The 18,915-nt window shown below is 32.9% G+C and carries 12 protein-coding genes; 1 reads left to right on the top strand and 11 read right to left on the bottom strand.

Annotation, left to right across the window (positions count from 1 at the left end):
- Positions 1 to 3: 3 nt before the first annotated feature.
- Positions 4 to 3,063, bottom strand: a complete 3,060-nt coding sequence (locus Q0684_RS09745; protein WP_299015946.1) for a TAT-variant-translocated molybdopterin oxidoreductase — start codon at positions 3,061 to 3,063, stop codon at positions 4 to 6.
- Between the two features lie 72 nt (positions 3,064 to 3,135).
- Positions 3,136 to 4,437: a c-type cytochrome gene (locus tag Q0684_RS09740; protein ID WP_299015944.1), complete on the bottom strand. Its 1,302-nt coding sequence runs from the start codon at positions 4,435 to 4,437 to the stop codon at positions 3,136 to 3,138.
- Between the two features lie 193 nt (positions 4,438 to 4,630).
- On the opposite strand from Q0684_RS09740, the gene Q0684_RS09735 reads away from it, so the two are divergent.
- Positions 4,631 to 4,996, top strand: coding sequence for an SPOR domain-containing protein (locus Q0684_RS09735; RefSeq protein ID WP_299015941.1), 366 nt, complete (start codon positions 4,631 to 4,633; stop codon positions 4,994 to 4,996).
- 88 nt (positions 4,997 to 5,084) lie between these two features.
- On the opposite strand, the gene infB is transcribed toward Q0684_RS09735, so the two are convergent.
- The 9 genes from infB to ilvD form a co-directional block, all read right to left on the bottom strand.
- A complete protein-coding gene (gene infB, locus Q0684_RS09730; RefSeq protein WP_299015940.1) occupies positions 5,085 to 7,919 on the bottom strand; it encodes a translation initiation factor IF-2 in 2,835 nt (944 codons plus the stop codon).
- 73 nt (positions 7,920 to 7,992) lie between these two features.
- Positions 7,993 to 9,249: a transcription termination factor NusA gene (gene nusA, locus Q0684_RS09725; protein WP_299015939.1), complete on the bottom strand. Its 1,257-nt coding sequence runs from the start codon at positions 9,247 to 9,249 to the stop codon at positions 7,993 to 7,995.
- 11 nt (positions 9,250 to 9,260) lie between these two features.
- Complete coding sequence (gene rimP / locus Q0684_RS09720; RefSeq protein WP_299015937.1) at positions 9,261 to 9,722, bottom strand: ribosome assembly cofactor RimP; 462 nt, start codon at positions 9,720 to 9,722, stop codon at positions 9,261 to 9,263.
- 192 nt (positions 9,723 to 9,914) lie between these two features.
- Entirely contained in the window at positions 9,915 to 11,507 is a 1,593-nt protein-coding gene (locus Q0684_RS09715; RefSeq protein ID WP_299015936.1) for an NADP-dependent glyceraldehyde-3-phosphate dehydrogenase, read from the bottom strand.
- Positions 11,508 to 11,635: 128 nt separating this feature from the next.
- Entirely contained in the window at positions 11,636 to 12,898 is a 1,263-nt protein-coding gene (gene ilvA / locus Q0684_RS09710; protein ID WP_299015934.1) for a threonine ammonia-lyase IlvA, read from the bottom strand.
- Between the two features lie 247 nt (positions 12,899 to 13,145).
- Positions 13,146 to 14,621, bottom strand: a complete 1,476-nt coding sequence (gene ilvC / locus Q0684_RS09705) for a ketol-acid reductoisomerase (protein WP_299015932.1) — start codon at positions 14,619 to 14,621, stop codon at positions 13,146 to 13,148.
- Between the two features lie 78 nt (positions 14,622 to 14,699).
- Positions 14,700 to 15,230: an acetolactate synthase small subunit gene (gene ilvN / locus Q0684_RS09700; protein ID WP_299015930.1), complete on the bottom strand. Its 531-nt coding sequence runs from the start codon at positions 15,228 to 15,230 to the stop codon at positions 14,700 to 14,702.
- Between the two features lie 94 nt (positions 15,231 to 15,324).
- Entirely contained in the window at positions 15,325 to 17,058 is a 1,734-nt protein-coding gene (gene ilvB, locus Q0684_RS09695; RefSeq protein ID WP_299015927.1) for a biosynthetic-type acetolactate synthase large subunit, read from the bottom strand.
- Positions 17,059 to 17,219: 161 nt separating this feature from the next.
- Positions 17,220 to 18,896 (bottom strand): dihydroxy-acid dehydratase, encoded by a 1,677-nt coding sequence (ilvD, locus tag Q0684_RS09690; protein WP_299015924.1) that lies wholly within the window; start codon positions 18,894 to 18,896, stop codon positions 17,220 to 17,222.
- Positions 18,897 to 18,915: the final 19 nt, after the last annotated feature.

The following is an 18,915-nucleotide window of genomic DNA, read 5'->3' as shown; positions in this document are numbered from 1 at the left end:
TAATTACGCTTCGTTTGTGTTTCTTACTTTTACTTGATATATTACATTAGGCTTCGTTTGAAGGTAATCTAATACATTGTATGCTCTTTTGTCTACTGCTAAAGCAGCAACCTTGTCTTCTTTGTTATTTACATCACCAAAAACTAAAGAACCAGTAGTACAAGCAGATGAACATGCTGTTGAAAATTCATCTTTGTTTACTTTTCTTCCTTCTTTTTTAGCTTTAAGAATTGTAGCTTGAGTCATTTGAATACACATAGAACATTTTTCCATAACTCCTCTTCCACGAACAACTACGTCTGGGTTTAACACCATTTTACCGTATTCGTTGTTCATATTGAAATCGAACTCATTGTTGTTCGCATACTCAAACCAGTTAAATCTGCGTACTCTATAAGGACAGTTGTTTGCACAATATCTTGTACCCACACATCTGTTATATGTCATTTGGTTTTGACCTTGACGACCATGAGTTGTTGCCGCTACAGGACAAACAGTTTCACATGGTGCATGGTTACAATGCTGACACATCATAGGTTGAAAAGTAACTTCTGGATTTTCTGCCTCCGTTTCTAATGCTTCGTAAGTATCTCCTCTACTTAAGCCTAATTCCTTTGCATCTTCTCTTGTTTCTACTGTAGAAGAGTAGTATCTATCTATACGCAACCAGTGCATATCTCTACCAACTCTAACTTCATTTTTACCAACAACTGGTACATTATTTTCTGCATGACATGCTACTACACATGCGCCACAACCTGTACAAGATGTTAGATCTATAGAAAGATTAAAATGATGCCCAATATCTCTATTGTGCTCATCCCATAAATCTATGGTATTTGCCTCTACTTCTTGGTGATCATAAGATACATAAGCAGGCTTGTTCCATCCTTTCTTATGATCTTTAGGATCCACAGTTTTAAATTCTTTTAAAGAAGCTACTTTTAAAATATCATGACGACCTGCAATTGTTTTTTGTACTTGTGTACAAGCAAACTTATGCACTCCCGATACTTTTTCTATACTCACATTATATTGGACGTTATTACCATCCTTATAAAAAGGATACGCGTTAACACCAACTTTCATTTCGTCCTTTAAACCAAATGTTTTACCGAAACCTAATGATAAACCAACAGAACCTTTGGCCTGTCCTGGTTGAATCATTACTGGAACTACAACATCATTCCCATTAACTGAAACTTTTGCGTAATCTCCATTGATAGCGCCATTATCTTTAACAGGATTAGAAAAACCTAACGCCTTGGCATCTGCCATAGACATTGTTAAGTAATTATCCCATGAAGTTCTTGTAATAGGATCTGGAAATTCTTGTAACCAAGGATTATTCGCTTGTCTACCATCTCCCAAACCTGTCATTATATATAAGTTCAACTCCATTCCTGAAGAAGAATTACTTTTCTTTAATTGATTAGCAACATCACTAATAACAACCTCTGAGACAAAATCGGTAGCACTAGAAGTTACATTAGCTGAATGGTAACCATTGTGTAATGCTTTGTTCCAAGAAGCGCCATCTAAAATTTCTGTAGACCAATAATTCTTTAGATAATCATAATAAGAAATAGTATTACCAGACCAATTTAATAAAACGTCTTGTACTTGTTTCGTATTGAATAAAGGTTGAATAGTTGGTTGCATTAAACCATATTTACCCTCTGAAAAATTGGTATCTCCCCAAGATTCTAAAAAATGAGCAATTGGTAATGCGTAATCCATAGCGGCTACAGTTGCATTATTTTCTGTAGATAAACCTACTTTTAATGAAACTTTACTTAAAGCTGTTGTAAATTCTGAAGCATTAGGTAATGTGTAAGCAGGATCTATGTTGTAAGTTAATAAACCACCAACTTTTCCAGATTTCATATCTGAAATTACATTTTGAACTTCTTCAAAATTACCTTGGCGAATATTAATTGTATTTGTGGTATCTAAAATCTCACTATTTAAAGCTTGATTTATAGCTAAAGATATTAATTGTGCATTTACATCATTAACACCAGTCATTACAACTGCTTTACTACCTGCGCTTTTAAGAATCCTAGCTAATTTTTTAATTTCTGCATCTACAGGCGTTGCTTTTGATGCAACAACGTTGCCTGTAATTTCTTTATACAAATTCAACAGAGCGAAAACAACGTCAGAAGGTTTTGCCACTATACGCTTATCTGCATTTGCACCGGTTAAAGACATATTACTCTCTACCTGAACATGATAAGACATAGCTCCAGTTTCTGGCTTTCTACCAGCTATATATGCTTTCTCAAATCCTCCATGAAAATCTCCTAAAAAATCAGCGCCAAAAGAAACTATTGTTTTAGCATTTTCTAGTTTATAATTAGGCAATGCTCTTTTGCCGTACATTGCTTTAAAAGCATCTGCAGCTCCAGATTCTGAAATAGCATCATAAACTACGTGACTTACATTAGGGTTTGCAGCAATGAATTCTGATATTATTTTTGACGTTGATGGGCTAGCAAGTGTTCCTGTTAATAAAACAACTGACTTATCTGCGTCTTTTAATTTTAATAATTCTGCAGCAATCTCTTTATTTGCTTCTGCCCAAGAAATAGCTGAACCATTCTTAGTTGGCTCTTTTAAACGCAAAGTCTCGTCATATAATGATAAAACAGAAGCTTGTACTCTAGCACTTGTAGAACCATCTGCCTCTTTGTTTGGCATGATTTGGATAGGACGACCTTCACGCGTTTTTACTAATACATTTGCATAATCGAAACCATCTGCTATAGAAGTCGCATACCAATCAGCAACACCAGCAATAATATCATCTGGTTGCACTACATAAGGTATAGATTTTACAACTGGTCCTTCACAAGCTGCTAATGAAGCCGCTGCGGTGGTAAAACCAACGTACTTTAAAAAATCTCTACGCGATGTAGAAGAATTCTCTAACGTCTCTTTATCACCTAAAAAATCATCTGTAGGTATATTTTCTACAAATTCATTTTTAGCCAACGTTTCAACAACAGAACTACCTTGCAGTTCCTCAACACTTTTCCAGTATTTTTTGTTTGAAGCCATTTATATTTAGTTATTAGTTTTTAGTTAATTGTTTAAAGCCTGCGCCTAAACTAAACTATCTTTCTTCTTTATTTAATAATGACACTTACCACATTCTAAACCACCTAACTGCGAAATAGTAACTTTCTCTACTCCGTATTTTTCAGCTAATTGATCATGAATTTTTTCATAGTACTCATTACTCTTTAGATCTACATTTGTTTCTCTGTGACAATTAATACACCAACCCATTGTTAATGGAGAATATTGATACATTTCATCCATTTCCTCTACAGGACCGTGACATTTCTGACAAGCAATACCAGCAACTGTTACGTGTTGTGCGTGATTGTAGTACGCGAAATCTGGTAAATTATGTAAACGAATCCATTTTACTGGCTTTTCTTCTCCAGTATAAACCAATTCATCTTTATCCCAACCTACAGCCTCATACAATTTATCTATTTCTAAATCTAATTGCGCTTTTCCATAAGTCTGTCCATTCCATTGGATTTCTGTAGTCTCTGCAACCTCTGCAATTGCTTTATGACAGTTCATACAAACATTTAATGATGGTATTCCTGAATGCTTACTGTGTTTTGCTGAAGAGTGACAGTATTGACAATCTACTTTATTTTCACCAGCATGAATTTTATGAGAAAAAGCAATAGGTTGTATTGGCTGATAACCCTGATCCACACCAACTTTAAATAACGTTCCAAAGGTAATATAAGCACCAATCAACAATAAAAAGATTGTAGATAAAACTTTTAAGAAAGTATTATTTTTAGCACCTACCCATAGTTCTTGTAAATCTCTTTTCAAGTTAGATTCAACACCTGGCTTTGCCCCACCTTTTAATTCGCTTACCTGTTTCAACAAACTAGCAATCATTAAAAACGCAACTACAATTGCTGCAGCCAATAAATATATTAACCATTCAGGCGCGCCTGATTTCTGTAACACTTGACCTCCTACAGCAACTTCACCGACAACAGCAGCTTTCTTAATTTCACCTACAGTTGTGTAATACAAAATATCATCAATCTCAGCATCACTTAACTGAGGAAAGGCATTCATTGCACTAGTTGCATACAAAGCCGCTTCTGCTGCCTCTGTATTTACTTTTTGAAATTCTGCATTATTCTTAATCCAAGCTTTTAACCAAGCATTTTCTCTACGCTCTTCAACACCACCTAAAGCTGGTCCTACTAACTTCTTATCTAATTTGTGACAAGAAGCACATTGCGACTTAAATAATTTTTTTCCCGCTTTTTGACGAGCTTCATCTACATCTTGCGCATAAGTAGAAATGCTAAATGCCAAAACTAAAAGTAATGTAAAACTTTTATGAAATACTGAAAACAATCTATTATACAATCCTACGCTTTTCATATTTACAAACTATAATTTAATATCTTATAAATTGGTCTAAATTCTTATTTTAAACAGTTACACAAAAGTACTACATATTGCTAAATTTAGGAAAGAGAATATCGAGTTAAATAATAATTTATAATAATTCTAAATAACGGATTTTATGACTATATTAACAACTAAGTATCTATTTTTGTACGATATGATAAAAATGAAAAATATCTTATTTATTGGGGCTTTCCTGGGTGCTATAACCATAACAAATGCTCAAAACAAAACCAAAATTAGTGATAATGTAATTCATTTACTAAAGAAAAAAAAAGCCTATAACAAGGCTGATAATTTTGGATTTACAGTACAAATTTACAACGGTTATGAGCGGACAGCAAAAAGTAAACGCGCTAAATTTCAAATGCTATATCCAAATGTAAAAACAAAGCTTGTTTACAACGAACCAGACTGGAAGGTACAAGTAGGAAATTACAAATCTAGACTAGAAGCAGATAGAGCAATGTTATTATTTAAAAAAGAGTTTTCGGGTATTATAGTTGTACCAAAGGGAAATAAAACTTTCTAACTTTTTACTAGGCTAAAAACAAATTAGACATAAAAAAAACCGAAATTTAAATGAATTTCGGTTTTTTATTTATTTGGTGATCAACTTTTTATTTTAGTTTCTTTTTTACTGCAACTTCTTTGTAAGCTTCAATTACATCGCCCTCTAAAATATCATTGTAGTTCTTAATTTGAACCCCACAATCATATCCTTTTGCAACTTCTTTAACATCGTCTTTAAAACGTTTTAAAGCTTGTAAAGTTCCGTCATGCACTACAATACCATCTCTAATAATTCTAATTTGAGAATCTCTAAAGATTTTACCAGACATTACCATACACCCTGCAATATTACCTACCTTAGATATTTTGAAAATTTCTCTAATTTCTACAGTTCCTGTAACTTCCTCTTTCATCTCTGGAGATAACATACCTTCCATAGCATCTTTAAGATCGTTAATTGCTGCATAAATTATAGAATATGTTCTAATATCTACTTCTTCTCTATCTGCTACTGCCCTTGCATTTCCTTGCGGACGCACATTAAACCCAACAATAATAGCATCTGAAGCTGTTGCTAATAATACATCACTCTCTGTAATTGCACCTACACCTTTGTGTAAAATATTTACTTGTATTTCTTCTGTAGATAACTTTTGGAAAGAATCAGTTAAAGCTTCAACAGAACCATCAACATCACCTTTTAAGATAATATTTAATTCTTTAAAGTCTCCTAATGCAATTCTACGACCAATTTCATCTAACGTTAATGTTTTCTGAGTTCTTACAGATTGTTCACGCTGTAATTGAGAACGTTTAGAAGCAATTTGTTTTGCTTCTCTTTCGTCTTCAAATACATTAAACTTATCTCCTGCTTGTGGTGCACCATCTAAACCTAATATAGACACTGGTGTTGATGGACCTGCAATTTCTAAATTATTACCTTTATCATCAAACATAGCCTTTACTTTACCACTATGTTTACCTGCTAAGATATAATCTCCAATTTTTAAGGTACCTGCTTGTACTAAAATAGTGGTTACGTAACCTCTACCTTTATCTAACAATGCTTCTACTACAGCACCAACTGCGTTTTTCTCTGGATTTGCTTTTAACTCTAAAACCTCTGCCTCTAACAATACTTTCTCTAATAACTCATCAATTCCTTGACCCGTTTTTGCTGAAATATCTTGAGATTGAATGTTTCCACCCCATTCTTCTATCAATAAATTCATAGAAGATAATTGTGTTTTCACATTATCTGGGTTTGCGTTTGGCTTATCAATCTTATTTATTGCAAATATAATTGGTACTCCTGCTGCCTGAGCGTGAGAAATAGCCTCCTTTGTTTGTGGCATCACATCATCATCTGCTGCCACTACAATAATAACTAAATCTGTTACTTGTGCTCCACGCGCACGCATTGCTGTAAAGGCTTCGTGACCTGGAGTATCTAAAAATGCAATTTTTTGATCTCCCACGTTTACAGAATACGCTCCAATATGTTGCGTAATTCCTCCACTTTCACCTTCTATTACATTGGCCTTTCTAATATAATCTAATAATGAAGTTTTACCATGATCTACGTGACCCATTACTGTAATAATAGGCGCACGTGTTACTAAATCTTCTGGCTTATCTATTACTTCTTCTATAGATTCTTCTACTTCTGCACCAATAAATTCTACTTTGTGGTCAAATTCTTCTGCAACAATAACTAATGTTTCTGCATCTAAACGCTGATTCATAGTTACCATCATACCTAAAGACATACAAGCAGAAATAATGTTGGTTACAGGAACCTCCATCATTGTAGCAACTTCACTTACTGTAACAAACTCGGTTACTTTTAAGATTTTGTTGTCTAATGCTTGTGCTTCTTGTTCAGCTTCCGATTGTTCTCTACGAGCGTCTCTTTTGTTTCTTCTATATTTAGCACCTTTCCCTTTAGAAGATTTCCCCTGTAATTTTTCTAAGGTTTCTCTTACTTGTTTTTGGATATCTGCTTCTGTAGGCTCTTCTTTTTTAACATTAGCAGGTCTTTGGTTTCCTCTACCTTTAAAACCACCTCTATTATTACCAGGACCTCTGCTACCTGAACCTTTACCAGCAGTTCTACTACCTGGACCACTAGCTTTATTTACAATACGTTTACGCTTTTTTCTAGGGTCTGAATTCCCTTCTTTCTTAACCTCTGGCTTTTTCTTCTTCGGCTTTTCAAATTGCTTTAAGTCAATTTTTTTACCTGTAAAATTAGGGCCATCTAACTTTTTATATTGTGTTTTTATAGCTTCTGCATTTTCTGCAGTTACTTCTTCTTTTTTTGCTACAGGTTCTTCTACTGGCTTTGCAACTTGTTCTTTTACAACCTCAACAACCTCTTTTTTAACTTCTTTTGAAGTTTCTTTAGGCGTTTCTTTCTTCTTAGGTTCTAACTTAGATTTTATAACTAAACCATCTAGTTTTGGAGCTTTCGCCTTAACAACCTCTACCTCTTTCACTTCTGGTTTTTCAACAACAGGCTCCTTTGCTTCTTTAACAGGAACAGCAGGCTTTTCTACTTCCTTCTTAGGATCAGGTTTACCAACTTTATCTATATCTATTTTACCTACAGTTTTAAACTCTAATTTTTCGGCTTTTGCTTTAAGAACTTCTTCTTTTTTAGCGTCTTCTGCTTTTTTTCTCTCTTGCTTAGCTTCTAGTTCTAAACGAATTGCTTCTTTCTCTTTACGCTTTTCTTCACCAACTTCCTTGGATGCCGCTTTTTTGCTTGCATCTGTTTGGAAACCATCAAGAAGCACTTGATAAACGCCACCAGAAATTTTAGTAGTAGGTCTAGATTCTATCTCATGCCCTTTATCTGCTAAATATTCTACTGCTCTATCAAGAGAAATGTTTAATTCTCTTAAAACCTTGTTAAGCCTCATTGTTTTGCCTTCAGACATATATTATTTTTTAGCCTTTAATTTTGTAAAAATATCACTTTTTACGTTTACTCTATACTTTTAAACTAATTATCTAGTCTTCAAATTCTTCTTTTAAAATTCTTTGAACGTCTAAAATAGTTTCTTCTTCTAAATCGGTTCTTTTTACCAACTCTTCTACACTTGTATCTAAAACACTTCTTGCAGTATCTAAACCAATCTTTTTGAATTCTGTAATTACCCAGTCTTCAATCTCGTCTATAAACTCTGTTAATTCTACATCTTCTTCTTCTAAACCTTCTCTCTTAACATCAATTTCGTAACCAGTTAATTCACTTGCTAAACGAATATTAACACCACCTCTACCAATTGCTTTAGAAACTTCTTCTGGCTTTAATAAAACGCTAACACGTCCTTTTTTACCATTTTTTTCTTCTTCATACATTTCAATTTCCATTGAAGTCACTTTTGCAGGACTTAAGGCTCTTGAAATAAACAATTGCTCATTTTTAGTATAATTAATTACATCTATGTTTTCATTACCTAGTTCACGCACAATACCATGAATTCTGGATCCTTTAACACCTACACAAGCTCCTACAGGATCTATCCTATCATCATAAGAATCTACAGCAACTTTGGCTTTTTCGCCAGGTATTCTTGCAACACCTTCTACAGTAATTAATCCGTCAAATACTTCAGGAATTTCTTGCTCAAACAATTTGGTTAAAAATGCTGGCGAAGTTCTAGACAATACAATTGCAGGTTTATTACCTCTTAATTCTACTGTTTTAATAACTCCTCTTACATTATCTCCTTTTCTAAAAAAGTCTGAACGAATTTGCTCACTTTTCGGTAAAACAATTTCATTTCCTTCATCATCTAACAAAATAATTGCGTTGTGACGAATGTGGTGCACTTCTGCACTGTATAAATCACCTTCTAATTCTTTAAATTGTTTAAAGATATTAGTGCTGTCGTGTTCGTATATTTTAGAAATTAAGTTTTGTCTTAATGCTAAAATAGCTCTTCTTCCAAGGTCGATTAGCTTTACTTCTTCAGAAACGTCTTCGCCAATTTCAAAATCTGGCTCTATTAACCTTGCCTCTGCTAATTCAATTTCTTCATTATCATCTTCAGAAAAACCATCTGCAACTACTACTCTATTTCTCCAAATTTCTAAATCTCCTTTATCTGGGTTAATAATAATATCAAAATTATCATCTGAACCAAATTTACGTTTTAAGGCAGCTCTAAAAACTTCTTCTAAAATAGACATTAGAGTTACTCTGTCTATACTTTTATTATCTTTAAATTCTGAAAACGAATCAATTAACGCTATATTTTCCATTACATTTTTGCTTAAAATACAATCTTCACTTTTGCTTCTTTAATATCTATGTATGCTATAGTTGCTGTTTTTTCTACAGTAACTTTTCCTTTACCTATTGGTTTTGGTTCTCTAGCTTTCCACTTTAAAACGATTTGGTTTTGGTCTGCTTCTACTAAAGTACCTTCTAATTCTTCTGTAGCAGTTTTAACTTTAAGAATTCTATTTACATTCTTAATATACTGTCTTTTTTCTTTAAGAGGATGTGCAATATCTGGTGTGGTAACTTCTAAAGAAAAATCTGCTTCTTCCCTATCTAAATTATTTTCTACACTTCTGCTAATTCTAATACATTCGCTTAAAGGAACACCATTATCTCCATCTACCGTTATTTGAATTTTATTGTTTTCAGAGATTTTTAAATCTATTAAAAACAAGCTATCATTCTCTTGTAACGCTTCCTCTACTAAGTTTTTTACTTTTTTCTGATCCATTTTACACCTTAAAATAAAGTATAAAAAGAGGGGACATTTAGTCCCCTTCTTTCTTCATTTACCTTAATTTCCGATGCAAATATACAAATTGTTTATGATTTATCAAAGTTATGTTTACTTCAATCTTTTATCAGCATAATAGCAATGGCTAAAATAGAACAACTCTAAGTTTGCAACACTTAAAAAAACACTTTATAAAATATAATCTGTACTAATAAAATTAGATGATTTTTTATCTAATAATTCTTCTAAAATTGCATTGTTGTACGGAGTATCTTTAGAAGCCACAAAGGTTCTAATAGAAAAAGAACGCAAAGCATCATGCACACTTAAAGTAGCTACTGCAGAATCTTTTCTACCTGTAAAAGGATAAACATCTGGCCCTCTTTGTGCAGCACTATTTAAGTTTACTCTACACACTAAATTTACTAAAGTATCTATTAATGGCGCTAAAGTTTTTACTTCGCTACCAAAAACACTTACTTGTTGTCCGTAGTTAGATTCTGCCATATCATCTAAAGGTTCTTGAATATTTTTAAAAGAAACTACAGGAATTACTGGACCAAATTGTTCTTCTTCATAAACGCGCATCTCTTTAGATACAGGGTACAAAACAGCAGGAAAAATATAGTTTTCTGTAGTTTCTCCACCTTTTTTATTGATGATTTTAGCACCTTTAGCAATAGCATCATCTATTAATTCTTGAATGTATGCTGGTTTACCAGGTTCTGGTAATGGTGTTAACTTAGCGCCATCTTCCCAAGGGTTTCCAAATTTTAAAGCATCTACTCTTTCTGCAAACCTTTTATTAAATTTATCTACAATATGCTCATGCACATACAATACTTTTAGAGCTGTACATCTTTGACCATTAAAAGAGGTAGCACCTGTAATGCACTCGTTAATTGCCAAATCTAAATCTGCATCTGGCAATACAATACCAGGGTTTTTAGCCTCTAAACCTAATACCAAACGCAATCTATTTTTGTAAGGATGGTTGGCCTGTATTGCATTTGCAGATTTACTGTTTCCTATTAATGCTAAAACATCTACTTTACCGGTTTTCATAATTGGAGTTGCTAAAACCCTACCTCTTCCATATATAATGTTTACCACACCTTCTGGAAAACTATTTTGAAAAGCTTCTATTATTGGCGAAAGTAATAAAACACCATGCTTTGCTGGTTTAAAAACAGTGGTGTTCCCCATTATTAATGCAGGAATTAATAAAGCAAAAGTTTCATTTAAAGGGTAGTTGTAAGGCCCTAAACATAAAACCACACCTAAAGGACCACGCCTAACATGTGCGTAAACCCCACTATTTTTTTCAAACTTAGCAGAATCTCTATCCATTTGTTTGTAATCTTCTATAGTATCGTAAATATAATCTACAGTTCTATCAAATTCTTTTTCAGAATCTGGTAAAGATTTACCAATTTCCCACATTAAAAGCTTTACAACTTCTTCTCGTTTGGTTTTCATTTGCTCTGCAAACTCTTCCATACATTCTATTCTATCTGCAACACGCATTGTAGGCCATAAACCTTGTCCTTTATCATAAGCTCTGTAAGCTGCATTTAAAGCTTCTAAAGCTTCATCTTCTGTTAAATTTGGCACGGTACCTAACAATGTAGGTTTATATTCTTTGGTAGAAGAAATAGTAGAATAAACGTCGGTAAACTCTCCTTTCCATTCTTTTAATTCGCCATTTACTAAATAACTCTTTTGGTGCAAAAGGTTTTTAATTTGATAAGCTTCAGGAATTTCTTTAAATTGTTTTTTCATATTGCTATCTGCATATAGGCATTATTGCCATTATTACACTTATTTAACAAAATTAAGCTATTCTTAAATGAAATGAAATTTTTATCACGAAAAGGTTTTCGGCTTAAATTAAAATAACAATACCTTGCTTACACCAGAAACTGAAACAAATCTGGTTTATCATTTAAATATTCTCCAAAGAAATTACGGGCTTTCATCCTTTGAACTAATGGCAGTAAATCTTCCGAAGATTTTAGCTGTAAACCAACTACTGCTGCTCCGTTTTCTCTATTTGTTTTTTTGGTATACTCAAAATGTGTAATATCATCATCTGGGCCCAAAATTTCTACCACAAATTCTTTAAGAGCCCCTACCCTTTGCGGAAATTTCACAATAAAGTAATGCTTTAAATTGGCATACAAAAGTGCTCTTTGTTTAATTTCTGCAGTTCTAGTAATATCATTATTACTACCACTTACAATACATACTATATTTTTACCTTTAATTTCTTCAGCAAAAAAATCTAGTGCAGCTATACTTAAGGCACCTGCAGGTTCTACTACAATAGCATCTTTATTATACAAGTCTAAAATAGTTTGGCATACTTTACCTTCTGGAACTAAAATTACATCAGTTAGGTTTTGTTTACAGATTTCAAAATTTAAATCGCCTACTCTTTTTACTGAAGCACCATCTACAAAAGTATCTATTTTTTCTAACGCTGTATTTTTTTTGTTTTTTATTGAAGTTAGCATTGAAGGAGCACCTGTTGGCTCTACACCAATTATTTTTGTTTCTGGCGATAAATATTTAAAAACGGAAGACAAACCCGCAGATAAACCACCACCTCCAATTGCTACAAAAACATAATCTATTTTTACGTTTGATTGCTCTAAAATCTCTAAACCTACTGTTGCCTGCCCTTCTATAACTTTTTCGTCGTTAAAAGGATGGATGAATGTCTTTTCTTTTGTGTCACACTCTAATTTGGCTGCGTTAAAAGCATCATCAAAAGTATCTCCTTCTATAACAATATCAATAAAATCTTCACCAAACATTTTTACTTGGTTTATTTTTTGATTTGGAGTTGGCGAAGGCATAAAAATAGTACCTTTTATTTGTAGTAATTTACAAGATAAAGCAACGCCTTGTGCATGATTACCTGCACTTGCACAAACAATACCTTTTTGTTTTTCCTCTAAAGTTAAAGAAGACATTTTATTATAAGCTCCTCTAATTTTATAAGAACGTACTACTTGTAAATCTTCTCTTTTAAAAAGAATATTTGCATTGAATTCTTTAGAAAATGTGCTATTGTTATTTAACGGAGTTTTATAAGCAACACCTTCTAATTTTTTTACAGCAGATTTTACATTTTCTAAACTTGGGAAATAAACTTTTTTTGTCTGCATATTAAAAATATATAATAACTATTCAAATTTCTAATAACCAAAGTACATTCTTTTAAAGATAAAAAACAATATTTATTCTTGATATTTTCAGAAATAAATAGATTCTACTTTTTTTTTAGTCAATAAATCTGTTGAATATTTTAAATGACTTTCTGGTACTAACCAATCTTTTGAATACAGTCTTATCAAAAAAAAGGTACAGTTTAAAAAACTGTACCTTTTAAATAATAATTTATTATAAAATAATCTATGCAGATTTTATTACTTTCATTGCAGTCATAGAAGCTCTTAATTCTGCTCCTACAATTTCTACTGGGTGATTTCTAATAATGCTATTAATTTTAATTAATTCTTGATTATCTACACCATTATCCGAACTAAATGGCTTACCAATTACATTTGTAGAAACCGTTTTCATGAAGTCTGTTAATAAAGGCTTACAAGCGTGGTCAAATAAATAACAACCGTATTCTGCAGTATCAGAAATTACACGATTCATTTCAAATAATTTTTTACGTGCTATTGTGTTTGCAATTAACGGCGTTTCGTGTAAAGACTCATAATAAGCAGATTCTGCGATAATACCAGCCTCTGTCATTGCTTCAAAAGCCAACTCTACACCAGCTCTAACAAAAGCAACTAATAATGTACCATGGTCAAAATATTCTTGCTCAGAAATTTCAGCACTTGTAATTTCTTGCTTTTCAAAAGCAGTTTCTCCTGTTGCTGCTCTCCAAGTTAATAAGTTTTTATCATCATTTGCCCAATCTTCCATCATGGTTTTAGAGAAATGACCAGATATAATATCATCCATATGCTTTTCAAATAATGGACGCATAATATCTTTTAATTCTTCAGATAAACGGAATGCTTCTACTTTAGCAGGATTAGATAATCTATCCATCATATTTGTTATTCCACCGTGCTTTAAAGCTTCTGTGGTAGTTTCCCAACCATACTGAATTAATTTTGCAGCATAACCTGCATCAATACCTTCTGCTACCATTTTATCAAAAGATAAAATAGCACCCGTTTGCAACAAACCACATAAAATAGTTTGCTCTCCCATTAAATCAGACTTTACTTCAGCTACAAAAGAAGAAGCTAATACTCCTGCTCTATCTCCACCTGTTGCCACTGCGTATGCTTTTGCTTGAGCCCAACCTTTGTTTTCTGGATCGTTCTCTGGGTGAACTGCAATTAAAGTTGGTACTCCAAAACCTCTTTTATACTCTTCACGTACTTCAGATCCAGGACATTTTGGTGCCACCATAATTACTGTTAAATCTTTTCTAACCTGTGTACCTTCTTCAACAATATTAAAACCATGAGAATAACTTAATGTTGCTCCTTTTTTCATTAATGGCATTACTGTATTAACTACTTTGGTATGTTGTTTATCTGGTGTTAAATTTAATACCAAATCTGCAGTAGGAATCAACTCATCATAAGTACCAACAGTAAAACCATTAGAAGTTGCATTTTCATAAGATGCTCTTTTTTCATCTATGGCTGCTTGACGCAAAGCATAAGAAATATCTAAACCAGAATCTCTCATATTTAAACCTTGGTTTAAACCTTGTGCACCACAACCTACAATAACTATTTTTTTACCCAAAAGTACATCTACTCCTTCTGCAAATTCAGAAGAATCCATAAATCTACATTTTCCTAATTGTTCTAATTGTTTCCTTAATGGTAACGTATTGAAATAATTTGACATTTTTTTAATTTTAGTTTGTTGATAAAAGCAAAGAATGTAAATAAGATTTTTTCTAAATCTATGCTTTTGTATCTTATTTTAGTTGTTAAATTTTGCTAATAAATCTGTAATTCTCATTTCGTCTTTTGTAACAGAAATTAATCCAGAACGTGTGTACTGCATAATTCCAAAAGGAGCTAACTGCTCATATAAATCTACAATTTCTTCTTTCTTTCCAGATTTTTCTAATACAAAAAACTCTTTATTTACAGTTACTATTCTTGCGTTACTTTCTTTAATTATATTTTGAATTTGACGCTCTTCGAATAGCAATTCAGATTTAATCTTGAACAGGCCTGCAATTTGGTATATAATTTCATCTAAACCGTGATAATAAGCCTTAATAACCTCTACTTGTTTCTCTATTTGACCTATAATTTTTTTTATGCCTACTTCATTCATATTTACCACAATAGTAAATTTAGAAACCCCATCTATTTCTGATGGTGAAGTGTTTAAACTCTCTATATTAATGTGTCTTCTTTGAAAAATTGCTGAAATTCTATTTAACAATCCAATATTATTTTCAGTATAAACTGATATTGCATGCAATTGTTTTTCTGTATCCATACTTTTAAGTTGAAGGTTCAAAATATAAAGTTTAAAAACTACTATGCTTCTTTATATTCTTTACTCTTTTTTTCTCTTTTCTTTTTATTATTTATTACTCTAATCTAATGTCTGCAACACTTGCTCCAGAAGGCACCATAGGAAAAACGTTTCCCTCTTTTTCTACACGTACTTCTAAAAAATATGGTTCTTTACTCTCCATCATTTCTTTTACCGCTTCTTTTAAATCTGCTCTTTCAACAACTTTTCTAGCTTTTAAATAATAAGCCTCTGCTATTGCAACAAAATTAGGATTTATCATTTCTGTTGATGCGTAACGTTTGTCAAAAAACAACTGTTGCCACTGACGCACCATACCTAAAAATTCATTATTTAAAACCACAACTTTTACTGCTGCTTTTTGTTGAAAAATAGTACCCAACTCCTGCAACGTCATTTGATAACCTCCATCTCCAGAAATAGAAACTACTTCTCTTTCTGGCGCAGCCATTTTTGCGCCAATTGCTGCTGGTAAACCAAAGCCCATTGTACCTAAACCACCAGAAGTAATGTTACTTTTGGTTTTGTTAAAATCTGCATACCTACAAGCAATCATTTGGTGTTGCCCTACATCTGTTACAATTGCAGCTTCACCTTTACTTTGTATGTTAATTTCATTAATAACTTCTCCCATTGTTAGACCTTCTTTGGTTGGATGGATATCGTTTTTAATGACTTTATTATATTCTATTTCATATAAATCTTTAAATTCTTGATGCCACGCTGTGTGAGAGTTCTCTTGAATTAAAGGTAAAATAGCAGTTAAACTAGTCTTTGCATCTCCTAAAACTGCAATGTCTGCTTTTACATTTTTACTAACCTCTGCAGGATCTATTTCAAAATGAATAACTTTAGCTTGCTTTGCGTATTTATTTAAATCGCCAGTAACCCTGTCATCAAAACGCATACCAATGGCAATTAAAACATCACATTCATTAGTCAATTTATTTGGCGCATAATTACCATGCATACCCAACATACCAACGTTTAAAGGATGTGAAGTTGGTATTGCAGAGGCTCCTAAAATTGTCCATGCTGCAGGAATACCTGCTTTTTCTACTAAAGCAATTAATTCTTTTTCTGCTTCACTTAAAATAACACCTTGTCCCCAGATAATAAATGGTTTTTTAGCACTATTAATTAATTTTGCAGCTTCTTTTACAGCCTCTATATCTGTTTTTGGAATGGGATTATAACTTCTAATTTTTGTGCATTTTTCGTAAGAAAAGTCAAATTCTTCAAATTGAGCATCTTTTGTAATATCTACCAATACAGGACCAGGTCTGCCACTTTTTGCAATATAAAATGCTTTAGCTATTGCTGCAGGTATATCTGCTGCTTTGGTTACTTGGCAATTCCATTTTGTTACCGGTGTAGAAATACCAACAATATCAGTTTCTTGAAAAGCATCACTTCCCAACAAATGCGAGGGTACTTGCCCTGTAATGCACACCATTGGTGTAGAATCTATTTGAGCATCTGCAATACCTGTAATTAAATTAGTTGCTCCAGGACCAGAAGTTGCAATAGCAACACCCACTTTACCAGAAATTCTAGCGAAACCTTGTGCAGAATGTGTAGCTCCTTGCTCATGACGTGTTAATACATGATGAATTTCATTCTGATACTTATACAATTCATCATAAACAGGCATAATTGCTCCACCAGGATAACCGTAAATTATCTTTACTTCTTCTTCAATTAAACATTTAACAATTGCCTCACTACCAGAAATACGCTCTGTAATCTTGGTAGTATTTTCTGTTGATTTTATGGTTTGTGTTTCCATGTTTTTAATTTTAAATGAAGGATTGGAGACAGAAGAATTAAAACTTTCTTGGCTTATGTCTATTGTCTTTTATCTTTCTTCTTTTGTCTTTAGTCTATTTAATTTACTTTCTAAAATTCTCCCACTGAAAAAACTTCAGTAGAAAAAACTTAAAAAGTTTTTTACAAATCGGTAACACAACCTTTAGATGCTGAGGCTACTGTTTTTGCGTATTTATACAAAATTCCTTTTTTATGCTTGGGTTCTGGAGCAATCCATTTTGCTTTTCTTTCTGCTAATTCCTCGTCAGAAATTAAAACGTTAATAGAATTGTCTTCTGCACTAATTCTAATTTTATCTCCAGTTTCTATTAAACCAATTGCACCACCACTAATTGCTTCTGGTGTAATATGACCCACTACAAAACCGTGTGTTCCGCCAGAGAATCTACCATCTGTAATTAATGCCACAGATTTACCCAAACCTGCTCCCATAATTAAAGAAGTTGGCTTTAACATTTCTGGCATCCCTGGTCCTCCTTTTGGTCCTACATATCTAATGACAACTACATCTCCTTTTTCTACTTCTCCATTAGAAATACCTGTATTGGCAGCTTGTTCCCCATTATAAACAACGGCTTTTCCTTCAAACAACAAACCTTCATTACCAGAAATTTTGGCTACAGCACCCTCCTCTGCAAGATTACCGTATAAAATCTGTAAATTCCCAGATTTCTTTAAAGCGTTTTCCTTTTGATAAATAATGTCTTGTTCTTCAAACTCCATAGCTTCTATATCTGCCAAGTTTTCTGCTAAGGTTTTACCTGTAACCGTCATACAATCTCCATGTAAATATCCGTTTTCTAGTAAATATTTCATAATTGCAGGAATACCTCCAATACCATGAACGTCTTCCATTAGATATTTTCCAGACGGTTTTAAATCACCAATTAAAGGAGTTTTATCAGAAACTCTTTGAAAATCATCCAAGGTAAAATCGATATCTGCAGCGTGTGCAATGGCTAAAAAATGCAGTACTGCGTTTGTAGAACCACCTAAAGCGTTTACTAAAGTAACCGCATTTTCTAAAGACTTTTTAGAAATAATATCTTTTGGCTTTAAATCTAGTTCTAACAAGTTTTTTATGGCTCTTGCTGTTCTTTCTGCCTCAGATAATTTATTAGGGTTTTCTGCCGGAATTGATGAGTTATAAGGCAGTGCAAAACCCATACATTCTATTGCAGATGCCATTGTGTTTGCAGTATACATACCACCACAAGCCCCAGCTCCTGGTATAGCTCTTTTAATAATTTCTTTATATTCTGCTTCATCTATTTCTCCAGCAACTTTTTGTCCTAAAGCTTCAAAAGCAGATACAATATTTAATTTTTTTCCTTTGTATTTTCCTGACGCTGTAGAGCCTCCATACATCATTATAGAAGGTCTATTTAAACGCAACATGGCAATAATAGAACCTGGCATATTTTTATCACATCCAACAATTGCTATTAAAGCATCATAACTTTGGGCGTTCATTACAGTTTCCATAGAATCTGCAATAATATCTCTAGATACTAAAGAGTAGTTCATACCAGAAGTTCCCATAGAAATACCGTCTGAAACACCAATAGTATTAAACCCTAAACCTACCATGTCTGCAATGTTACACTCTACTTTAACTTCATCTTTTAAACGGTTTAAGTGCATATTACATGGGTTACCATCATAACCTGTGCTAGCTATACCAATTTGCGCTTTTCGCATGTCATCATCTGTTAATCCTGCTGCATACAACATGGCCTGAGAAGCTGGTTGAGATTGGTCTTGTGTTAACCTTTTGCTATGTTTATTTAATTCCATTTATCAAAATCTTAAAATT

It is taken from the genome of uncultured Polaribacter sp. (genome assembly GCF_947503875.1).
In the GTDB taxonomy this organism is placed as follows: Bacteria; Bacteroidota; Bacteroidia; order Flavobacteriales; family Flavobacteriaceae; genus Polaribacter.
This window is presented reverse-complemented; position numbering and strand designations above follow the sequence as displayed.